This is a genomic window from Thermocrispum municipale DSM 44069, from assembly GCF_000427825.1.
Lineage (GTDB): Bacteria > Actinomycetota > Actinomycetes > Mycobacteriales > Pseudonocardiaceae > Thermocrispum > Thermocrispum municipale.
Genome location: NZ_KE386593.1, coordinates 853,990 through 871,009, shown reverse-complemented (window position 1 = coordinate 871,009; position 17,020 = coordinate 853,990). Strand labels below are relative to the sequence as shown.

Annotated in this window: 32 protein-coding genes; all 32 read right to left on the bottom strand. The window is 66.7% G+C overall.

Going from position 1 to position 17,020, the window contains the following annotated elements:
- Positions 1–12 precede the first annotated feature (12 nt).
- A complete protein-coding gene (gene rplQ, locus YWM_RS0119585; protein ID WP_028852111.1) occupies positions 13–618 on the bottom strand; it encodes a 50S ribosomal protein L17 in 606 nt (201 codons plus the stop codon).
- The gene (locus tag YWM_RS0119580; protein WP_028852110.1) at positions 618–1,688 is read right to left on the bottom strand and encodes a DNA-directed RNA polymerase subunit alpha; all 1,071 of its coding nucleotides are present in this window, start codon (positions 1,686–1,688) and stop codon (positions 618–620) included. The genes rplQ and YWM_RS0119580 overlap by 1 nt, the downstream gene beginning before the upstream one ends.
- 105 nt (positions 1,689–1,793) lie before the next feature.
- Positions 1,794–2,399: a 30S ribosomal protein S4 gene (gene rpsD / locus YWM_RS0119575; RefSeq protein WP_028852109.1), complete on the bottom strand. Its 606-nt coding sequence runs from the start codon at positions 2,397–2,399 to the stop codon at positions 1,794–1,796.
- Between the two features lie 25 nt (positions 2,400–2,424).
- Entirely contained in the window at positions 2,425–2,826 is a 402-nt protein-coding gene (gene rpsK / locus YWM_RS0119570; RefSeq protein ID WP_028852108.1) for a 30S ribosomal protein S11, read from the bottom strand.
- 13 nt (positions 2,827–2,839) lie between these two features.
- A complete protein-coding gene (locus YWM_RS24640) occupies positions 2,840–3,031 on the bottom strand; it encodes a hypothetical protein (protein WP_043661579.1) in 192 nt (63 codons plus the stop codon).
- A gap of 2 nt (positions 3,032–3,033) precedes the next feature.
- Entirely contained in the window at positions 3,034–3,408 is a 375-nt protein-coding gene (rpsM, locus tag YWM_RS0119560; RefSeq protein ID WP_028852107.1) for a 30S ribosomal protein S13, read from the bottom strand.
- A gap of 200 nt (positions 3,409–3,608) precedes the next feature.
- The gene (rpmJ, locus tag YWM_RS0119555) at positions 3,609–3,722 is read right to left on the bottom strand and encodes a 50S ribosomal protein L36 (RefSeq protein ID WP_028852106.1); all 114 of its coding nucleotides are present in this window, start codon (positions 3,720–3,722) and stop codon (positions 3,609–3,611) included.
- Positions 3,723–3,756: 34 nt separating this feature from the next.
- On the bottom strand, positions 3,757–3,978 hold the full coding sequence (gene infA, locus YWM_RS0119550) for a translation initiation factor IF-1 (RefSeq protein WP_005443304.1): 222 nt from the start codon (positions 3,976–3,978) through the stop codon (positions 3,757–3,759).
- Positions 3,979–4,292: 314 nt separating this feature from the next.
- Positions 4,293–5,090, bottom strand: coding sequence for a type I methionyl aminopeptidase (gene map, locus YWM_RS0119545; RefSeq protein ID WP_028852105.1), 798 nt, complete (start codon positions 5,088–5,090; stop codon positions 4,293–4,295).
- Positions 5,087–5,644, bottom strand: a complete 558-nt coding sequence (locus YWM_RS0119540) for an adenylate kinase (protein WP_028852104.1) — start codon at positions 5,642–5,644, stop codon at positions 5,087–5,089. The genes map and YWM_RS0119540 overlap by 4 nt, the downstream gene beginning before the upstream one ends.
- Positions 5,641–6,948: a preprotein translocase subunit SecY gene (gene secY / locus YWM_RS0119535; protein WP_028852103.1), complete on the bottom strand. Its 1,308-nt coding sequence runs from the start codon at positions 6,946–6,948 to the stop codon at positions 5,641–5,643. The genes YWM_RS0119540 and secY overlap by 4 nt, the downstream gene beginning before the upstream one ends.
- Before the next feature lie 323 nt (positions 6,949–7,271).
- Entirely contained in the window at positions 7,272–7,715 is a 444-nt protein-coding gene (gene rplO / locus YWM_RS0119530; protein WP_028852102.1) for a 50S ribosomal protein L15, read from the bottom strand.
- A 2-nt stretch (positions 7,716–7,717) separates the two neighbouring features.
- A complete protein-coding gene (rpmD, locus tag YWM_RS0119525; protein ID WP_028852101.1) occupies positions 7,718–7,900 on the bottom strand; it encodes a 50S ribosomal protein L30 in 183 nt (60 codons plus the stop codon).
- Position 7,901: 1 nt separating this feature from the next.
- On the bottom strand, positions 7,902–8,531 hold the full coding sequence (gene rpsE / locus YWM_RS0119520; RefSeq protein ID WP_028852100.1) for a 30S ribosomal protein S5: 630 nt from the start codon (positions 8,529–8,531) through the stop codon (positions 7,902–7,904).
- Positions 8,532–8,562: 31 nt separating this feature from the next.
- A complete protein-coding gene (gene rplR / locus YWM_RS0119515) occupies positions 8,563–8,970 on the bottom strand; it encodes a 50S ribosomal protein L18 (protein ID WP_028852099.1) in 408 nt (135 codons plus the stop codon).
- Entirely contained in the window at positions 8,970–9,509 is a 540-nt protein-coding gene (rplF, locus tag YWM_RS0119510; RefSeq protein WP_028852098.1) for a 50S ribosomal protein L6, read from the bottom strand. Before rplF ends, rplR begins: the two co-directional genes overlap by 1 nt.
- Before the next feature lie 15 nt (positions 9,510–9,524).
- Positions 9,525–9,923, bottom strand: a complete 399-nt coding sequence (gene rpsH, locus YWM_RS0119505; protein WP_028852097.1) for a 30S ribosomal protein S8 — start codon at positions 9,921–9,923, stop codon at positions 9,525–9,527.
- 73 nt (positions 9,924–9,996) lie between these two features.
- The gene (locus YWM_RS0119500; protein WP_028852096.1) at positions 9,997–10,182 is read right to left on the bottom strand and encodes a type Z 30S ribosomal protein S14; all 186 of its coding nucleotides are present in this window, start codon (positions 10,180–10,182) and stop codon (positions 9,997–9,999) included.
- A gap of 4 nt (positions 10,183–10,186) precedes the next feature.
- Positions 10,187–10,753, bottom strand: coding sequence for a 50S ribosomal protein L5 (rplE, locus tag YWM_RS0119495; RefSeq protein ID WP_028852095.1), 567 nt, complete (start codon positions 10,751–10,753; stop codon positions 10,187–10,189).
- Positions 10,753–11,067, bottom strand: a complete 315-nt coding sequence (rplX, locus tag YWM_RS0119490) for a 50S ribosomal protein L24 (RefSeq protein ID WP_028852094.1) — start codon at positions 11,065–11,067, stop codon at positions 10,753–10,755. Before rplX ends, rplE begins: the two co-directional genes overlap by 1 nt.
- Positions 11,068–11,436 carry a 50S ribosomal protein L14 gene (gene rplN / locus YWM_RS0119485; RefSeq protein ID WP_028852093.1) on the bottom strand — a complete coding sequence of 123 codons (369 nt, stop codon included), beginning with the start codon at positions 11,434–11,436 and terminating at the stop codon, positions 11,068–11,070. It lies immediately after the preceding gene.
- Complete coding sequence (rpsQ, locus tag YWM_RS0119480; RefSeq protein WP_052345153.1) at positions 11,433–11,738, bottom strand: 30S ribosomal protein S17; 306 nt, start codon at positions 11,736–11,738, stop codon at positions 11,433–11,435. The genes rplN and rpsQ overlap by 4 nt, the downstream gene beginning before the upstream one ends.
- Entirely contained in the window at positions 11,735–11,986 is a 252-nt protein-coding gene (gene rpmC, locus YWM_RS0119475) for a 50S ribosomal protein L29 (protein ID WP_028852091.1), read from the bottom strand. The genes rpsQ and rpmC overlap by 4 nt, the downstream gene beginning before the upstream one ends.
- The gene (rplP, locus tag YWM_RS0119470; RefSeq protein ID WP_028852090.1) at positions 11,987–12,406 is read right to left on the bottom strand and encodes a 50S ribosomal protein L16; all 420 of its coding nucleotides are present in this window, start codon (positions 12,404–12,406) and stop codon (positions 11,987–11,989) included. It lies immediately after the preceding gene.
- A gap of 3 nt (positions 12,407–12,409) precedes the next feature.
- Positions 12,410–13,255 (bottom strand): 30S ribosomal protein S3, encoded by an 846-nt coding sequence (rpsC, locus tag YWM_RS0119465; protein ID WP_028852089.1) that lies wholly within the window; start codon positions 13,253–13,255, stop codon positions 12,410–12,412.
- Positions 13,255–13,659: a 50S ribosomal protein L22 gene (rplV, locus tag YWM_RS0119460; RefSeq protein WP_043661572.1), complete on the bottom strand. Its 405-nt coding sequence runs from the start codon at positions 13,657–13,659 to the stop codon at positions 13,255–13,257. The genes rpsC and rplV overlap by 1 nt, the downstream gene beginning before the upstream one ends.
- 18 nt (positions 13,660–13,677) lie before the next feature.
- Positions 13,678–13,959: a 30S ribosomal protein S19 gene (gene rpsS / locus YWM_RS0119455; RefSeq protein WP_028852087.1), complete on the bottom strand. Its 282-nt coding sequence runs from the start codon at positions 13,957–13,959 to the stop codon at positions 13,678–13,680.
- Positions 13,960–13,980: 21 nt separating this feature from the next.
- Positions 13,981–14,814 (bottom strand): 50S ribosomal protein L2, encoded by an 834-nt coding sequence (gene rplB, locus YWM_RS0119450; RefSeq protein WP_028852086.1) that lies wholly within the window; start codon positions 14,812–14,814, stop codon positions 13,981–13,983.
- A 10-nt stretch (positions 14,815–14,824) separates the two neighbouring features.
- Positions 14,825–15,133, bottom strand: a complete 309-nt coding sequence (gene rplW, locus YWM_RS0119445) for a 50S ribosomal protein L23 (protein ID WP_028852085.1) — start codon at positions 15,131–15,133, stop codon at positions 14,825–14,827.
- Entirely contained in the window at positions 15,130–15,816 is a 687-nt protein-coding gene (gene rplD, locus YWM_RS0119440; protein WP_028852084.1) for a 50S ribosomal protein L4, read from the bottom strand. Before rplD ends, rplW begins: the two co-directional genes overlap by 4 nt.
- Complete coding sequence (rplC, locus tag YWM_RS0119435; protein WP_028852083.1) at positions 15,813–16,541, bottom strand: 50S ribosomal protein L3; 729 nt, start codon at positions 16,539–16,541, stop codon at positions 15,813–15,815. The genes rplD and rplC overlap by 4 nt, the downstream gene beginning before the upstream one ends.
- A 13-nt stretch (positions 16,542–16,554) precedes the next feature.
- Complete coding sequence (rpsJ, locus tag YWM_RS0119430; RefSeq protein ID WP_028848712.1) at positions 16,555–16,860, bottom strand: 30S ribosomal protein S10; 306 nt, start codon at positions 16,858–16,860, stop codon at positions 16,555–16,557.
- Positions 16,861–17,020 lie beyond the last annotated feature (160 nt).

Here is a 17,020-nt window from a genome sequence, read left to right as displayed (position 1 = left end):
GCTCCGGTCGAATCAGGATTCGCCGTCCTTGTCCTTGGACTCGTCGGAGGCCTCGTCGGAAGCCTCAGTCTCGCCGTCCTCGGCCTTGGCGGTCTCGTCGGCCTGCTCCTCCGCCTTGGCCTCCTCGGCCTTGGTGTCCTCGGCAGCCTCGGCAGCCTCGGCAGCCTCGGCGGCCTTGGCCTCCTCGGCAGGCTTGGTCTCGGCCTTTGCGGACTTCTTCGCCGCCCGCTTGGTGGCCTTCTCCGCCTCCGAGGTGACCGTCTTCTCGGCCACCAGCTCGATCACGGCCATCGGAGCGTTGTCGCCCTTACGCGGCACGGTCTTGGTGATCCGGACGTAGCCGCCGGGACGGTCGGCGAAGTGCGGGCCGATCTCCGCGATCAGCTTGTGCACCACGTCCTTGTCCCGGATCACCTTCATGATCTGCCTGCGGTTGTGCAGATCACCGCGCTTGGCCTTGGTGATCAGCTTCTCGGCCAGCGGCCGGACCCGGCGTGCCTTGGCCTCGGTCGTCTTGATCTTGCCGTGCTCGAACAGCGAGGTGGCCAGGTTGGCCAGCATCAACCGCTCGTGCGCCGGCGAACCGCCGAGCCGCGCGCCCTTCGTTGGGGTAGGCATTACAGCTGCTCCGTCTCTGCGTAATCCTGGCCGTCGCCAAGGTCGTTACCCATGTCGTTGGCGCCCGTCGTCGAGCCGGACGACCAGCCCTGGCCCTCGTAGGACACCGCGGCCGCACCCGGGTCGAATCCGGGCGGGCTGTCCTTGAGGGTCAGGCCGAGACCGACGAGCTTCATCTTGACCTCGTCGATCGACTTGGCGCCGAAGTTGCGGATGTCCAGCAGGTCGGCCTCGCTGCGGGAAACCAGCTCGCCGACGGTGTGGATACCCTCGCGCTTGAGGCAGTTGTAGGACCGCACCGTCAGGTCCAGGTCCTCGATCGGCATCGCGTAGGCGGCGATGGTGTCCGCCTCCTGCGGCGACGGGCCGATCTCGATGCCCTCCGCGTCCACGTTCAGCTCGCGAGCCAGCCCGAACAGCTCGACCAGCGTCTTGCCCGCCGACGCGACCGCGTCCCGCGGCGTGATCGACGGCTTGGTCTCCACGTCGAGGATCAGCTTGTCGAAGTCGGTGCGCTGCTCGACACGGGTCGCCTCGACCTTGTAGGAGACCTTCAGCACCGGCGAGTAGATCGAGTCGACCGGGATCCGGCCGATCTCCGCGCCGGCCTGCTTGTTCTGCAGCGCGGGCACGTAGCCACGACCGCGCTCGACGACCAGCTCGATCTCGAGCTTGCCCTTGCTGTTCAACGACGCGATGTGCAGGTCCGGGTTGTGCACCGTGACGCCCGCGGGCGGCACGATGTCGGCCGCGGTGACCTCACCGGGGCCCTGCTTGCGCAGGTACATGGTGACCGGCTCGTCCTCCTCGGACGAGACGACCAGCTCCTTGATGTTCAGGATGATGTCGGTGACGTCTTCCTTCACCCCGGGAACCGTGGAGAACTCGTGCAGCACCCCGTCGATACGGATGCTGGTCACGGCCGCGCCCGGGATGGACGACAGTAGCGTGCGGCGCAGCGAGTTGCCGAGGGTGTAACCGAAGCCTGGCTCGAGTGGCTCGAGCGTGAACCGGGATCGGGTCTCGTTGACCGTCTCCTCGGACAGGCTGGGACGCTGAGAAATCAGCATTGACTATCTCCTTTTCTCCCGATGCCCGCCATATGACATCGGTTTTCTTTGTGAGAACCAGCCTAGGCGGCCTCGGGGGCATCGCCCACCGAGACCGCCCGCCGGCTACTTCGAGTACAGCTCGACAATCAGCTGCTCTTGCACCGGAACGTCGATCTGCGCCCGCTCGGGAAGCTGGTGCACGAGGATGCGCAGCGTCTCCGGCACCACCTGGAGCCAGCCGGGGACCGGCCGCTCGCCGTAGGCTTCCTTCGCCGCCACGAACGGCAGCATGTTGCGGGACTTGTCGCGGATGTCGATGATGTCGAACTTCGACACCCGGTAGCTCGGGATGTTGACCTTCTTGCCGTTGACCAAGAAGTGACCGTGGCTCACCAGCTGGCGGGCCTGCCGCCGGGTGCGGGCGATGCCCGCCCGGTAGACCACGTTGTCCAGCCGCGACTCGAGGATCTGCAGCAGCACCTCACCGGTCTTGCCCGGCTTGCGGTGAGCTTCCTCGTAGTAGCGACGGAACTGCTTCTCCAGCACGCCGTAGGTGTAGCGAGCCTTCTGCTTCTCCTGCAGCTGCAGCAGGTACTCGGTCTCCTTGATCCGGCCGCGACCGTGCTGGCCGGGCGGGTACGGACGACGCTCGAAGGCCTTGTCTCCGCCGATCAGGTCGACCTTGAGCCGACGCGACTTGCGAGTGGCGGGTCCGGTGTAACGGGCCATGGTGTCTTACTCCTCCCCTACTGCCTCAGACCCGGCGCCGCTTGGGCGGGCGGCAGCCGTTGTGGGGCTGCGGGGTCACGTCCTGGATGTTGCCGACCTCGAGCCCGGCGGCCTGCAGCGAACGAATCGCCGTCTCCCGGCCGGAACCCGGGCCCTTGACGAACACGTCGACCTTCTTCATGCCGTGCTCCTGGGCCTTGCGCGCGGCGCTCTCGGCGGCCATCTGCGCGGCGTACGGCGTCGACTTCCGCGAGCCCTTGAAGCCCACGTGGCCGGAGGACGCCCAGGAGATCACCGCACCGTTGGGGTCGGTGATGGACACGATGGTGTTGTTGAACGTGCTCTTGATGTGCGCGTGTCCGTGCGCGACGTTCTTCTTTTCCTTGCGGCGGACCTTCTTGGCCCCCGCGCGGGACTTGGGTGGCATGTGTTGACGACTCCTAGTGCGAGTTCTCTTGCGAAGCTGCTGCGGCGGCCGCGGCTTCCCGCTGGCCCTGCCGGATGAGCGTGCCTGCGTCGGTGTAGAGCTGCCGCAGGGCCATCGGCCGCGCGTAGAGCGACCGCGGCGACACACAGGTGGCGTTGCGCTGGGTCTGCCCCATGCGCACGATCTTCCTGCCCTGAATGCCCACGACTACCTGGCCTTCTTCTTGCCGGCGACCGTCTTCTTCGGGCCCTTACGAGTGCGGGCGTTGGTCTTGGTGCGCTGACCACGCACCGGCAGGCCACGCCGCCAGCGCAGGCCCTCGTAGCACCCGATCTCGATCTTGCGGCGAATGTCCGCCTGCACCTCACGCCGAAGGTCACCTTCGACGGTGTAGTTGTCCTCGATGTGCCTGCTCAGCTTCGCGATGTCCTCGTCACTGAGGTCCTTCACCCGAGTGTCGGGGTTCAGCTCGGTCGCCGCGATCAGTTCCTTCGATCGCGTGCGGCCGATGCCGTAGATGTAGGTCAGCGCGATCTCCAACCGCTTCTCGCGGGGGAGGTCGACGCCGGCGAGTCGTGCCATTGGCGCGGTACTCCTTGTCTCGTTGCTTCAGGTCTTCTCCCCATCCGATCCCGGGACCGACTCGCTTGTCGTCACGCCCGCTCTCGCTTCCGGCGTGTCCCGGCCCCGGCCTGAAGTCCGGGGGTCAACCTCGGCCGCAGCCGAGGCAGGTATGGGGAGGTTGTTGTTCAGCTGTCAATCGTCTGGCGACGAGCGGGTGATCAGCCCTGCCGCTGCTTGTGCCGCAGGTTCTCGCAGATCACCATGATCCGGCCGTGCCGGCGGATCACTCTGCACTTGTCGCAGATCTTCTTGACGCTCGGCTTTACCTTCACGTCTGTTGTCTCCTGCTAGGTCCTGCTCAACCGCTCACTTGTAGCGGTAGACGATTCGGCCCCTGGACAGGTCGTAGGGCGAAAGCTCCACGACAACCCGATCCTCGGGAAGGATGCGAATGTAGTGCTGCCGCATCTTCCCGCTGATGTGAGCCAACACCTTGTGGCCGTTTTCCAACTCGACGCGGAACATCGCGTTGGGCAGCGGTTCGATTACGCGGCCTTCGACCTCGATGGCCCCGTCCTTCTTAGCCATGTCCTCCGCGTTTCGTGATGGTTGAACAGTGAAGTGCGCTTATGATCGACGCACACCGTGCCGCATCCCATGAGCAGATGAAGGCACAAAGGAATGGACGTGGTGAAACGCCAGTCTCCAAGTGTACGCATGTCCGTTTCCGCAGCGAAACCGGGGTCACCCAGGCACAACGCGGCCCTGTGACGCCAACCATCCGTTACACCCAGAGTATTGGCGTCATTACTTTCTGATATGCCGCCGGTGGCTTCTGCGGTCCGACGGCCGGTTTCGCCGTACTCACAACGCGCGACCCGGCGAAATCATTCCCTGCCGGGCTACTCGGCCGCGGTCAGAATCCACGGACCGTCGTCGGTGACCGCCACCGTGTGCTCCCAGTGCGCCGCACGCGAACCGTCGGTGGTGACCACGGTCCAGCCGTCCGACAGTTCCTTGGTCTCGGCGCCACCGCCGGTCAACATCGGTTCGATGGCCAGCGTCACGCCGACCTCCAGCTTCGGGCCGCGGCCCGGCTTGCCGAGATTGGGCAGGAACGGATCCATGTGCATCTCGCGCCCGATGCCGTGGCCGCCGTACTCCTCGATCAAGCCGTACGGCACACCGTCGGTGTCGCGCGCCTGCTGCGCCGCGGTCTCCACCGCGTGCGAGATGTCCGTCAACCTGCCGCCGGGAAGCGCCGCCGCGATCCCCGCGTTCATCGCGGCCTTCGTCGCCTCCGACAATGCCCGGTCCGCCGCCGACACCGAGCCGATGCCGATGGTGACCGCCGAGTCACCGTGCCAGCCGTCCAGGATGGCGCCGCAGTCCACCGACAGCACGTCACCCTCGGCCAGCACCGCCTTGCGGCTCGGGATGCCGTGGACGACTTGTTCGTTGACCGACGTGCACAGCGACGCCGGGAATCCGTGGTAGCCCTTGAACGACGGCACGGCGCCCGCGTCGCGGATGGTCTGCTCGGCGAGCTCGTCCAGCTCGCCGGTGCTCACCCCGGGGCGGGCCGCCTCGACCACAGCCTGCAGGGTCCGCGCAACGACCAGCCCAGCGGCACGCATGGCCTCGAGCTCGCCGCGCGTCTTGCGCTCGATGCGCTTGCCCCGCCCCGCGAACAGACTCACGACCGTTGCTTGAGCGCGTCCAGCACGCGCGCGGTGACCTCGGCGATGTCGCCCTGACCGTCGATGGTGACCAGACGGTCGGCGTAGTACTCCAGCAGCGGCGCGGTCTCGTCGCGGTAGACCTGCTGCCGGCGCCGGATGACGTCCTCGGTGTCGTCGTTCCGGCCGCGAGCCAGCAACCGCTGCACGAGCTCTTCCTCGTCGACCTTCAACTCGACGACCGCGTCCAGCTCCTGGTCCGCCTCGGACAGCATCTTCGCCAACTCCTCGGCCTGCCCCACGTTGCGCGGGAAGCCGTCGAGCAGGAAGCCCTCCGCCGTCTCGGGAGACGCCAGCCGCTCCCGCACCATGGCGTTGGTGACCTCGTCCGGCACCAGCTGGCCGGAATCCAGGTACTCCTTGACCTGGCGCCCCAGCTCGGTCTCCTGCGCGATGTGCGCACGGAACAGGTCGCCGGTGGAGATGTGCGGGATGCCCAACTCCTCGCTGAGCCTGGCCGCTTGCGTACCCTTGCCGGCTCCCGGAGGGCCGACCAGCACGAGCCGGTTCGTCATCGGAGGAACCCTTCGTAGTTGCGCTGCATCAGCTGGCTCTCGATCTGCTTCACGGTGTCCAGCCCGACGCCGACCATGATCAGCACCGCAGTGCCGCCGAACGGGAAGTTCTGGTTGTTGCCCTGACCGGTCAGGTCGAGGAAGAAGTTGGGCAGGATCGCCACGATGCCCAGGTAGATCGAGCCCGGAAGGGTGATCCGGTTCAGCACGAAGTGCAAGTACTCCGCGGTCGGCCGCCCCGGACGGATCCCCGGGATGAAGCCGCCGTACTTCTTCATGTCCTCGGCACGCTCGTCCACGTTGAACGTGATCGAGATGTAGAAGTACGTGAAGAACATGATCAGCGCGAAGTAGATGAGGATGTGCACCCAGTTGGACTGGTTGGTCACATACTCGGCCATCACGCGCTTGAACCAACTGGTCTCCGTTTCCGGAGTCACCAGCCGGCTGATCAAGTCGGGCAGGTACAGCAACGACGAGGCGAAGATGACCGGGATGACACCCGCCTGGTTCACCTTGATCGGCAGGTAGGTCGACGTGCCGCCGTACATCCGGCGCCCGACCATCCGCTTGGCGTACTGCACCGGGATCCGGCGCTGCCCCTGCTCGACGAAGATGACGCTGGAGATGATGGCGAGCACGAACACGCACACCACCGCGAACACCGCGCCACCCTGGTTCTCCAGGATGATCTCGCCCTCGAACGGGATGCGAGCGGCGATGTTCAGGAAGATCAGCAGCGACATGCCGTTGCCGACGCCGCGCTCGGTGATCAGCTCACCCATCCACATCATGACCGCGGTACCCGCCGTCATGGTCAGCACGATCATCGCCGTGGAGGCCACGCTGTCGTCCGGGATGACCGGGTCCGGGCAGTTGCCGAACATGCCGCCCCGCGTCGCCAGCGCGATGACACCAGTCGCCTGCAGGATGGCCAGCCCGATGGTCAGGTAGCGGGTGTACTGGGTGAGCTTGTTCTGACCCGCCTGGCCTTCCTTCTTCAGCTCCTCGAACCGCGGAATCACCACGGTGAGCAGCTGCACGATGATGCTCGCCGTGATGTACGGCATGATGCCGGTCGAGAAGATCGACAACTGCAGCAGCGCCCCGCCGCTGAACAGGTTCAGCAGGGAGAAGATGCCCTGGTCGCCCTGCTCGGGTTGACAGGCCTGCACCGCCTCGTACGAGACACCGGGAGCGGGGGTCACCGCGCCGACCCGGTACAGCGCCACGATCATCAGGGTGAAGAGGATCTTTTTGCGCAGGTCTGGCGTCGCGAGAGCCGAGCGGATAACGCTGAGCACGCGGGGGACCTCCTGTTGCGTCGTCGGAACGGACCGACGATCTGCTCGGCCGCCGGAGCACCGGCGGATGTCTGACTACTGGTGTCGCGCGTCGAGCACGAGCACGCCAGAGAGCACAACGCGGCCGCGGCCCCGCTGAGCTTCCGCGAAGCCTAACAGCCTCGCGGGGCGCCACTGCGGGCCAGGGCGGAATTCCCGCCGATCGTCGCCCGCGGTGCCCGGACATGCCATCGCGCTCGCCGCTTCCTGTGTCTACACCCTCTGACGAGTCAACCCCTGCTCACAGCGATCGCCGTGATCAGGGGTTGACTGCGTCGGGCTGGTCACAACGCGTTGGCGCTGCCACCAGCGGCGCTGAGCTTTTCCTTGGCGGATGCGGAGAACTTGTGCGCGGTGACTTCCAGCTTCACGCCGTCGACGTCACCGTCGCCGAGCACCTTCACCAAGCTGTTCTTGCGGACCAGGCCAGCTTCCACCAGCTCGTCGACACCGACCTTGCCGCCCTTGGGGAACGCCTTGGCGATGTCGCCCACGTTGACCGGCTGGTACTCGGTGCGGAACCGGTTCTTGAAGCCACGCAGCTTCGGCAGCCGCATGTGGATGGGCATCTGCCCACCCTCGAAACCGGCAGGCACGTTCTTGCGGGCCTTGGTGCCCTTCGTGCCGCGGCCCGCGGTCTTACCCTTCGACCCGTCACCACGGCCGACGCGGATCTTGTCCTGCTTCGCGCCGGGTGCCGGCCTCAGGTGGTGGACCTTGATGGCCATGTCTACTTGACCTCCTCAACAACCACGAGGTGCCGCACGGTGTGCACCAGGCCGCGCACCTCGGGGCTGTCTTCGCGCACCACGGACTGCCGGATCTTGCGCAGCCCGAGGGTGCGCAACGAGTCCCGGTGGTTCTTCTTGGTGCCGATCTTGCTTCTGACCTGGGTGATCTTCAGCTGAGCCATGTCAGACCCCCTGCCCAGCACGCATGCGCAGCATCCGAGCCGGGGCAACGTCCTCGAGCGGCAGACCGCGGCGAGCGGCCACCTCCTCCGGGCGCTGCAGGCTCTTCAGGGCCGCGACCGTGGCGTGCACGATGTTGATCGCGTTGTCGCTGCCGAGCGACTTGGTCAGCACGTCGTGGACGCCGGCGCACTCCAGCACAGCACGCACCGGGCCACCCGCGATGACACCGGTACCGGGGCTGGCCGGACGCAGCAGCACAACGCCTGCGGCCGCCTCACCCTGCACCGGGTGCGGGATGGTCCCGGCGATACGCGGCACCCGGAAGAAGTTCTTCTTCGCCTCTTCCACGCCCTTGGCGATCGCCGCGGGAACTTCCTTGGCCTTGCCGTAGCCGACGCCGACCTGACCGTCACCGTCGCCGACGACGACCAGCGCGGTGAAGCTGAACCGCCGGCCACCCTTGACGACCTTGGCGACGCGGTTGATCGCGACGACGCGCTCGAGGTGCGGGTTCTTCTCCTGGGCCGCCCCGCCACGGCCACCGTCACGGCGGTCCCGCCGGTCCCGGCCGCCACCGCGCTCGCGGTCGCCGGGGCCCGACCCGCCGCCTTGCCGTGTACGTCCCGGCATCAGGCTTTCCTTCCGTTGTCGTTGACCTGCATCAGAACTCCAACCCCGCCTCGCGAGCCGCGTCGGCGAGGGCAGCGATCCGGCCGTGGTAGTCGTGGCCACCGCGGTCGAACACCACCGCGGTGATACCCGCCGCCTTGGCGCGCTCGGCCACCAGCTGGCCCACCTTGGCCGCCTTCGCCTTCTTGTCGCCCTCGACCGCCCGCACGTCCGCCTCGATGGACGACGCCGCAGCCAGCGTGTGGCCGGCCACGTCGTCGATCACCTGCACGTGGATGTGCCGCGAAGTCCGCTTCACGTTCAGCCGCGGGCGCTCCGGGGTGCCTTTGACCTTCTTGCGCAGCCGCGCATGCCGCCGCCCGATCGCCACCCGGCGGCGGGTGGAAACGTCCTTGCCGACGGGCTTGCGCTTGTCTGTCGCCTGCTTTGTCGCTGCCATCACTTACCCGTCTTTCCGACCTTGCGGCGGATGCGCTCACCCTCGTACCGCACGCCCTTGCCCTTGTACGGGTCAGGACGACGCAGCCTGCGGATCACCGCCGCCACCTGGCCGACCTTCTGCTTGTCGATGCCGGAGACCGAGAACCGCGTCGGCGACTCCACCTTGAACGTGATGCCTTCCGGCGCGCTGATCTTCACCGGGTGGCTGTAGCCGAGCGCGAACTCCAGGTCGGAACCCTTCGCCTGCACCCGGTAGCCGACGCCGTGGATCTCCATCCTCTTCTCGTACCCCTCGGTCACGCCGATGACGAGGTTGTTCACCAGCGTCCGAGTCAGCCCGTGCAGCGCACGGCTCTCCCGCTCGTCGTCCGGCCGGGTCACCACGAGCGTGCCGTCCTCGGCCTTGCTCACCTTGATCGGCTCGGCGACGGTGTGCGACAGCGTGCCCTTCGGACCCTTCACGGTGACCTGCTGGCCATCGATCGTGACGTCAACGCCGGAGGGGATGGTGATCGGCTGCTTGCCAATACGGGACATCGTTGCCTCCTCCCCTCACCACACGTAGGCGAGGACTTCCCCGCCAACGCCGTTGCGCTTGGCCTGCCGGTCGGTCTGCAGACCGGAGGACGTGGAAATGATCGCCACACCGAGGCCACCGAGCACGTTCGGCAGCTCGGTGGACTTCGCATACACCCGCAGGCCGGGCTTGGACACCCGGCGCAGACCCGCGATGCTGCGCTCACGGTTCGGGCCGTACTTCAACTTCACGACCAGGTTCTTGTGCTTGTCACCCTGCTCGGTGCGGTAGTCCGCGATGTAACCCTCGCGCTTGAGGATCTCCGCGATGTTCTGCTTGAGCTTCGAGTGCGGCACCACGACCTCGTCGTGATAAGCCGAGTTGGCATTGCGCAGACGCGTCAAGAAGTCTGCGATCGGGTCGGTCATCGTCATGATGAGCCTGTCAACCTTTCTCACCTGGTTCCCGGGTGGCCCGGGCCTGTGGCGATCTTCGAGTCGTCGTGTGTTACCAGCTGGACTTGCTCACGCCCGGCAGTTCACCGCGGTGCGCCATCTCGCGCAGGCACACCCGGCACAGGCCGAACTTGCGGTACACCGAGTGCGGCCTGCCGCACTTCTGGCACCGGGTGTAGGCCCGCACGGCGAACTTCGGCTTGCGCTTCGCCTTGGCGATCAGTGCCTTCTTGGCCATGGGATCAGTTCTCCTTGAACGGGAAGCCGAGGTGACGCAGCAGCGCCCGGCCTTCCTCGTCGTTGGTCGCGGTGGTCACCACGGTGACGTCCATGCCCCGCTGCCGGTCGATGTCGTCCGGGTTGATCTCGTGGAACATCGACTGCTCGGTGAGACCGAACGTGTAGTTGCCGTTGCCGTCGAACTGCTTCGGCGACAGGCCACGGAAGTCCCGGATACGCGGCAGCGCGATGGTCAGCAGCCGGTCCAGGAACTCCCACATCCGGTCGCCACGCAGCGTCGCCCGCGCGCCGATCGGCATGCCCTCACGCAGCTTGAACTGCGCGATGGACTTGCGCGCCCTGCGCACCTCCGGCCGCTGACCGGTGATCGTGGCCAGGTCGTTGATCGCGCCCTGGATCAGCTTCGAGTCCCGCGCCGCGTCACCGACGCCCATGTTCACCACGACCTTGGTGACCGTGGGGATCTGGTGCACGTTGGTGTAGCCGAACTCCTGCTGCAGGGCGGCCCTGATTTCCTCGCGGTAGCGCTCCCGCAGCCGGGGCGCGACCTTCTCAGCGGTGGTCGTCATCAGATTTCCTCACCGTTGCTACGCGCGACGCGCACCTTCTTGCCGTCGGAGTCGAAGCGGTAGCCAACGCGAGTGGGCTTGCCGTCGGAGTCGACCAACATCACGTTGGAGACGTGAATCTTCGCCTCCTGCGTGACGATGCCGCCGGACTGCGCGCCGCGCTGAGTCTGGCTGATCCGCGTGTGCTTCTTGATCCGGTTCACGCCCTCCACGAGCACCTTGTTCTCGCGGGGGAAGGCCTGGATGACCTTGCCCTTGGCGCCCTTGTCCTTGCCGGAGATGACGAGAACCGTGTCGCCCTTCTTGATCTTCACCTAGAGCACCTCCGGTGCCAGCGAGATGATCTTCATGAACTTACGGTCCCGCAGCTCCCGGCCGACCGGGCCGAAGATGCGCGTGCCGCGCGGTTCGTTGTCGTTCTTGATCAGTACCGCGGCGTTCTCGTCGAACCTGATGTACGAGCCATCCGGACGGCGCTTCTCCTTCTTCGTACGCACGACGACCGCGCGCACCACATCGCCCTTCTTCACGCCGGCACCGGGGATGGCGTCCTTGACCGTGGCGACGATGGTGTCGCCGATGCTTGCGTACCGCCGGCCGGAACCGCCGAGCACGCGGATGGTCAAGATCTCCTTCGCACCCGTGTTGTCGGCGACCCGCAGCCGTGACTCCTGCTGAATCATTTCGCCTTCTCCACGATCTTCACCAGCCGCCAGCGCTTGGTGGCCGACAGCGGGCGGGTCTCCATGATCACGACACGGTCGCCGATGCCCGCGGTGTTCTCCTCGTCGTGCGCCTTGACCTTCTTGGTGGACCGCACGACCTTGCCGTACAGCGGGTGCTTCTTGCGGTCCTCGAGCTCGACCACGATGGTCTTGTCCATCCGGTCGGACACGACGTAGCCCTCACGCACCTTGCGGAAGTTCCGGCCAGAGGCCGGGTTCTGCACGGGCTCCTTGGCGATCTGCTCCGCCTTCTCGCTCATGCGGTGGCTTCCTCTCCGACCTCGTCATCTTCCGGGGCGACCGACAGACCCAGCTCGCGCTCCCGCATGACCGTGTAGATCCGGGCGATGTCGGAGCGGACGGTCCGCAGTCGGCGGTTGTTGTCCAGCTGACCGGTGGCCATCTGGAAGCGCAGGTTGAACAGCTCTTCCTTGGCTTCCTTCAGACGGAGCACCAGCTCCTCGGTGGTGAGCTCACGCAGCTCGGACGCAGTCACTCCTGCGGCCATTTAGAACTCACTTCCTTCCCGAGAAACAATGCGGCACTTCATCGGCAGCTTGTGGATCGCCCTGCGCAGCGCCTCGCGTGCGATGGCCTCGTTCGGGTAGGTCATCTCGAACATGACCCGGCCCGGCTTGACGTTGGCCACCCACCACTCCGGCGAACCCTTACCGGAACCCATGCGGGTCTCGGCCGGCTTCTTGGTCAGCGGGCGGTCCGGGAAGATGTTGATCCAGATCTTCCCGCCACGCTTGATGTGCCGGGTCATGGCGATACGCGCGGCCTCGATCTGCCGGTTGGTGACGTACGAGTGCTCCAGCGCCTGGATGCCGTACTCGCCGAAGTTCACCTTCGTACCGCCCTTGGCCATACCCTTGCGCCGCGGGTGGTGCTGCTTGCGGTGAGCCACCTTGCGCGGAATCAGCATGGCTCAGCCCTCCGTCTTCTTCTCAGCCGCCTGCTCCGCCGCTGCGGGCGCAGCAGCCTCGGCGGCGACAGTCTCGGCCTTCTGGCTCGCGGCAGCCCGCTGCACCTCGGTCGACGTCGGGGTCGTGCCGGAGGCGCCGGAGCGGCGCGGACGCGACGGACGGTCCCGCCGCGGAGCACGCTCGGCTGCCTGGGCTTCCCGCTCGGCCTTGGCCTTCAGCCCGCCGACGAGGTCGCCCTTGTAGATCCACACCTTCACGCCGATGCGGCCGAACGTGGTACGGGCCTCGAAGAAGCCGTAGTCGATGTCGGCGCGCAGCGTGTGCAGCGGGACACGGCCGTCGCGGTAGTGCTCGGACCGGGACATCTCGGCACCGCCGAGACGACCGGAGCACTGCACGCGAATGCCCTTGACCTGTGGCGACCGCATCGACGTCTGGATCGCCTTGCGCATGGCACGGCGGAACGCGACCCGGTTGGACAGCTGCTCGGCGATGCCCTGTGCGACCAGCTGAGCATCCGCCTCGGGGTTCTTCACCTCGAGGATGTTCAGCTGCACCTGCTTGCCGGTGAGCTTCTCCAGCGAGCCGCGGATCCGGTCGGCCTCCGCGCCGCGGCGGCCGATCACGATGCCGGGACGCGCGGTGTGGATGTCCACCCGGACGCGGTCGCGAGTGCGCTCGATCTCCACCTTGGAGATGCCCGCCCGCTCCATGCCGGTGGACAGCAGCTTGCGGATCTTGACGTCCTCACCGACGTACTCGGCGTACTGCTTGTCGGCGTACCAGCGCGACTTCCAGTCGGTGGTGATGCCGAGCCGGAAACCGTGCGGGTTGATCTTCTGGCCCACTACCGGCCACCTGCCTTCTTCTTCGCCTGCTTCGGTCGAGACTCGACAACCACCGTGATGTGGCTGGTCCGCTTCCGGATCCGGTACGCGCGACCCTGCGCACGCGGCCGAATCCGCTTCAGCGTCGGGCCCTCATCGGCAGTCACGCTCTTCAACCACAGCGTCTCCGGGTCGAGCCCGAGGTTGTTCTCCGCGTTGGCCGCCGCACTCTGGATCACCTTCGCCAGCTGGTAGCTGGCCGCCTGCGGGGCGTACTTCAGGACCGCCAGGGCGTCGGCGACGCTGCGACCCTTGATCAGCTCGATCACCCGGCGCACCTTCATCGGCGAGTCCCGGACGAAACGAGCCCGCGCGACAGCCGTCGGCAGCTCTTCTGCCGTGGCCGCGTTCGTTGGGGCGTTCATCGTTGCTTCCAATCCCTCTTAGCGCCTACGCGACTTGCGGTCGTCCTTGATGTGACCCTTGAAGGTCCGGGTCGGGGCGAACTCGCCCAGCTTGTGCCCGACCATCGCCTCGGTGATGAACACCGGGACGTGCTTGCGACCGTCGTGCACCGCGATGGTGTGGCCCAGCATGTCCGGGATGATCGTGGACCGGCGCGACCAGGTCTTGATCACCGTCTTCTTGCCCGACTCGTTCAGCGCGTCCACCTTCTTGAGCAGGTGGTCGTCCACGAACGGGCCCTTCTTCAGGCTGCGTGGCATGGTCTACTCCTTCCTGCTCTACTAGCGACGCTTGCCGGTCTTACGGCGACGGACGATGAGCCGGTCGGACGGCTTGCGCCGGCGGGTACGACCCTCGGGCTTGCCGTTCGGGTTCACCGGGTGACGGCCACCGGAGGTGCGGCCCTCACCACCACCGTGCGGGTGGTCGACCGGGTTCATCACGACACCACGGACGGTCGGGCGCTTGCCCTTCCACCGGGCCCGGCCTGCCTTACCCCAGTTGATGTTGGCGTGCTCGGCGTTGCCGACCTCGCCGACCGTGGCGCGGTTGCGCACGTCCACGTTGCGGATCTCGCCGGACGGCATACGCAGCTGGGCGTACGGACCCTCCTTGGCGACCAGCTGGACGCCTGCGCCAGCAGACCGGGCGATCTTCGCGCCGCCGCCCGGACGCAGCTCGATGGCGTGCACCACGGTGCCGACCGGGATGTTGCGCAGCGGCAGGTTGTTGCCCGGCTTGATGTCCGCGGACGGGCCGGACTCCACCACATCGCCCTGCTTGAGCTTGTTCGGCGCGATGATGTAGCGCTTCTCGCCGTCGGCGTAGTGCAGCAGCGCGATGCGAGCCGACCGGTTCGGGTCGTACTCGATGTGCGCGACCTTGGCCGGCACGCCGTCCTTGTCGTTGCGCCGGAAGTCGATCAACCGGTACGCCCGCTTGTGACCGCCACCCTTGTGCCGGGTGGTGATCTTCCCAGAGGAGTTGCGGCCGCCGGACTTGCTCAGCGGCACCAGCAACGACTTCTCCGGTGTGGTTCGGGTGATCTCGGCGAAATCCGACACACTCGAGCCACGGCGACCGGGGGTCGTCGGCTTGTACTTACGAATACCCATTGTTGATCCCCTACGCCGTTGAGCCGAAGATCTCGATCGGCTTGCTGTCCGCCGACAGCGTGACGATCGCGTGCTTGCGGTCCTTGCGCTTGCCGTAGCCGTACCGGGTGCGCTTGCGCTTGCCCGGCCGGTTGAGCGTGTTCACGCTGACGACCTTGACGTCGAAAATCTTCTCGACGGCGATCTTGATCGCGGTCTTGTTCGCGTTCGGCGCCACCTCGAAGGTGTACTTGTTGTCCTCCAGCAGGCCGTAGGACTTCTCCGAGATGACGGGCCTGATCAGGATGTCGCGGTAATCCGGGATGCCGATCGCGCTCACTGCTCGTCACGCCCTTCCACTTCGCTCGAGCGGGCCGTTGCCTTGCCGCTCTTGCCCTTGGCCGGGCCGGCGAGGAACACGTCCAGCGCAGCCTTGGTGAACACCACGTCGTCGTTGACCAGCACGTCGTAGGTGTTGAGCTGGTCCGGCGTCAGCAGGTGCACGTTCGGCAGGTTGCGCACCGAACGGAAGGTCAGCTCGTCGTCGCGGTTGAGCACCAGCAGCACCCGCTCCGCCTCGGTGACCTTGGCCAGCGCGGCCTTGGCGCTCTTGGTCGACGGCTTCTCCCCGGTGACCAGCTCGGTCACCACGTGCACCTGACCCGCGCGCGCCCGGTCGGACAGCGCACCGCGCAGCGCGGCCGCCTTCATCTTCTTCGGGGTGCGCTGGTTGTACTTGCGCGGCGTCGGGCCGTGCACGACGCCACCACCGGCGAACTGCGGCGCCCGGATCGAACCCTGGCGGGCCCGGCCGGTGCCCTTCTGCCGGTACGGCTTGCTGCCACCACCGCGGACCTCGCCGCGGGTCTTGGTGTCGTGCGTACCCTGCCGGGCGGCGGCCAGCTGCGCCGTGACGACCTGGTGCATCAACGGCACGTTGGCCTGCACGTCGAAGATCTCCGCGGGCAGCTCGACGGTGCCCGACTTCTTCCCCTCGGGGGTCTTGATGTCCACGGTGGTCATGCGCCGGCACCGCCCTTCACAGCACTGCGGACGAACACCAGGCTGCCCCTCGGCCCTGGCACCGCGCCCTTGATCAGCAGCAGGCCGTCCTCGGCCTTCACGTCGTGCACGGTCAGGCCCTGCGTGGTGACCCGCTGGTGGCCCATCCGGCCCGCCATCCGCATGCCCTTGAACACACGGCCCGGGGTGGCGCAGCCACCGATCGAGCCGGGCGCACGGTGGGTGGCCTGGTTACCGTGGCTGGCGCCCTGGCCGGCGAAGCCGTGGCGCTTCATGACACCGGCGTAGCCCTTGCCCTTGCTGGTGCCGGTCACGTCGACCTTGGCACCCGCGGAGAAGATGTCGGCGGTGATCTCCTGGCCGACCTCGTAGTTCTCCGCGTCGCTGGTGCGCAGCTCGGCGAGGTGACGCTTGGGCGCGACACCCGCCTTCTCGAAGTGGCCGGCCAGCGGGGAGTTCACCACCCAGTTGCGCACCTTGCGCGCGGGCTTGCCGGACTTGCGCAGCTCGCGGCGAGCCGACGGGCTGTTCACCTTGCGCGGGTCCACGTCGCCGTAGGCCAGCTGCACCGCGGTGTAGCCGTCGTTGTCCTTGGTCCGGATCTGGGTCACCACGTTCGGCCCCGCCTTGATGACGGTGACCGGTACCACCCGGTTCTTCTCGTCGAAGACCTGGGTCATACCGAGCTTGGTGCCCAGGATCCCCTTCACTTGCCTGTCAGACATGTCGCTGAGGCCCTCACTGGATGTTGACGTCGACGCTGGCGGGCAGGTCGATGCGCATCAGCGCGTCGACCGTCTTCGGCGTCGGGTCGACGATGTCGATCAGCCGCTTGTGCGTACGCATCTCGAAGTGCTCGCGCGAGTCCTTGTACTTGTGCGGCGAGCGGATGACGCAGTAGACGTTCTTCTCGGTCGGCAACGGCACCGGCCCGACCACGCTCGCCCCGGTGCGCGTGACCGTCTCCACGATCTTGCGCGCACTCGAGTCGATGGCCTCGTGGTCGTAGGCCTTGAGCCGGATGCGGATCTTCTGTCCCGCCATGGTGGCAGCCCGTTCCTTCGTTCTCGTTTCCGCTGGTCAACGGCTTGCGCTCCGGTCCACGCGGTCGGGTGTGTCGCGCCGGTGGACACAGACCGGTGCACAAGAGTCGTCGTGTGCGGGTGGTCTTGTCTGCGGACCGCCGAAAGCGGCCCAAAGGCTT

Bases quoted from the DNA above. Each gene is read 5' to 3' on its own strand.
- rplQ (WP_028852111.1), bottom strand. From the start codon at position 618: ATGCCTACCCCAACGAAGGGCGCGCGGCTCGGCGGTTCGCCGGCGCAC.
- YWM_RS0119580 (WP_028852110.1), bottom strand. From the start codon at position 1,688: ATGCTGATTTCTCAGCGTCCCAGCCTGTCCGAGGAGACGGTCAACGAG.
- rpsD (WP_028852109.1), bottom strand. From the start codon at position 2,399: ATGGCCCGTTACACCGGACCCGCCACTCGCAAGTCGCGTCGGCTCAAG.
- rpsK (WP_028852108.1), bottom strand. From the start codon at position 2,826: ATGCCACCCAAGTCCCGCGCGGGGGCCAAGAAGGTCCGCCGCAAGGAA.
- rpsM (WP_028852107.1), bottom strand. From the start codon at position 3,408: ATGGCACGACTCGCCGGCGTCGACCTCCCCCGCGAGAAGCGGTTGGAG.
- infA (WP_005443304.1), bottom strand. From the start codon at position 3,978: ATGGCTAAGAAGGACGGGGCCATCGAGGTCGAAGGCCGCGTAATCGAA.
- YWM_RS0119540 (WP_028852104.1), bottom strand. From the start codon at position 5,644: ATGACGAACCGGCTCGTGCTGGTCGGCCCTCCGGGAGCCGGCAAGGGT.
- rplO (WP_028852102.1), bottom strand. From the start codon at position 7,715: ATGGCCATCAAGGTCCACCACCTGAGGCCGGCACCCGGCGCGAAGCAG.
- rpmD (WP_028852101.1), bottom strand. From the start codon at position 7,900: ATGGCTCAGCTGAAGATCACCCAGGTCAGAAGCAAGATCGGCACCAAG.
- rpsE (WP_028852100.1), bottom strand. From the start codon at position 8,531: ATGCCGGGACGTACACGGCAAGGCGGCGGGTCGGGCCCCGGCGACCGC.
- rplR (WP_028852099.1), bottom strand. From the start codon at position 8,970: ATGGCAGCGACAAAGCAGGCGACAGACAAGCGCAAGCCCGTCGGCAAG.
- rplF (WP_028852098.1), bottom strand. From the start codon at position 9,509: ATGTCCCGTATTGGCAAGCAGCCGATCACCATCCCCTCCGGCGTTGAC.
- rpsH (WP_028852097.1), bottom strand. From the start codon at position 9,923: ATGACGATGACCGACCCGATCGCAGACTTCTTGACGCGTCTGCGCAAT.
- YWM_RS0119500 (WP_028852096.1), bottom strand. From the start codon at position 10,182: ATGGCCAAGAAGGCACTGATCGCCAAGGCGAAGCGCAAGCCGAAGTTC.
- rplE (WP_028852095.1), bottom strand. From the start codon at position 10,753: ATGACGACCACCGCTGAGAAGGTCGCGCCCCGGCTGCGGGAGCGCTAC.
- rplN (WP_028852093.1), bottom strand. From the start codon at position 11,436: ATGATTCAGCAGGAGTCACGGCTGCGGGTCGCCGACAACACGGGTGCG.
- rpsQ (WP_052345153.1), bottom strand. From the start codon at position 11,738: ATGAGCGAGAAGGCGGAGCAGATCGCCAAGGAGCCCGTGCAGAACCCG.
- rpmC (WP_028852091.1), bottom strand. From the start codon at position 11,986: ATGGCCGCAGGAGTGACTGCGTCCGAGCTGCGTGAGCTCACCACCGAG.
- rplP (WP_028852090.1), bottom strand. From the start codon at position 12,406: ATGCTGATTCCGCGCAAGGTGGCTCACCGCAAGCAGCACCACCCGCGG.
- rplV (WP_043661572.1), bottom strand. From the start codon at position 13,659: ATGAACGCCCCAACGAACGCGGCCACGGCAGAAGAGCTGCCGACGGCT.
- rpsS (WP_028852087.1), bottom strand. From the start codon at position 13,959: ATGCCACGCAGCCTGAAGAAGGGCCCGTTCGTGGACGACCACCTGCTC.
- rplB (WP_028852086.1), bottom strand. From the start codon at position 14,814: ATGGGTATTCGTAAGTACAAGCCGACGACCCCCGGTCGCCGTGGCTCG.
- rplD (WP_028852084.1), bottom strand. From the start codon at position 15,816: ATGACCACCGTGGACATCAAGACCCCCGAGGGGAAGAAGTCGGGCACC.
- rplC (WP_028852083.1), bottom strand. From the start codon at position 16,541: ATGTCTGACAGGCAAGTGAAGGGGATCCTGGGCACCAAGCTCGGTATG.
- rpsJ (WP_028848712.1), bottom strand. From the start codon at position 16,860: ATGGCGGGACAGAAGATCCGCATCCGGCTCAAGGCCTACGACCACGAG.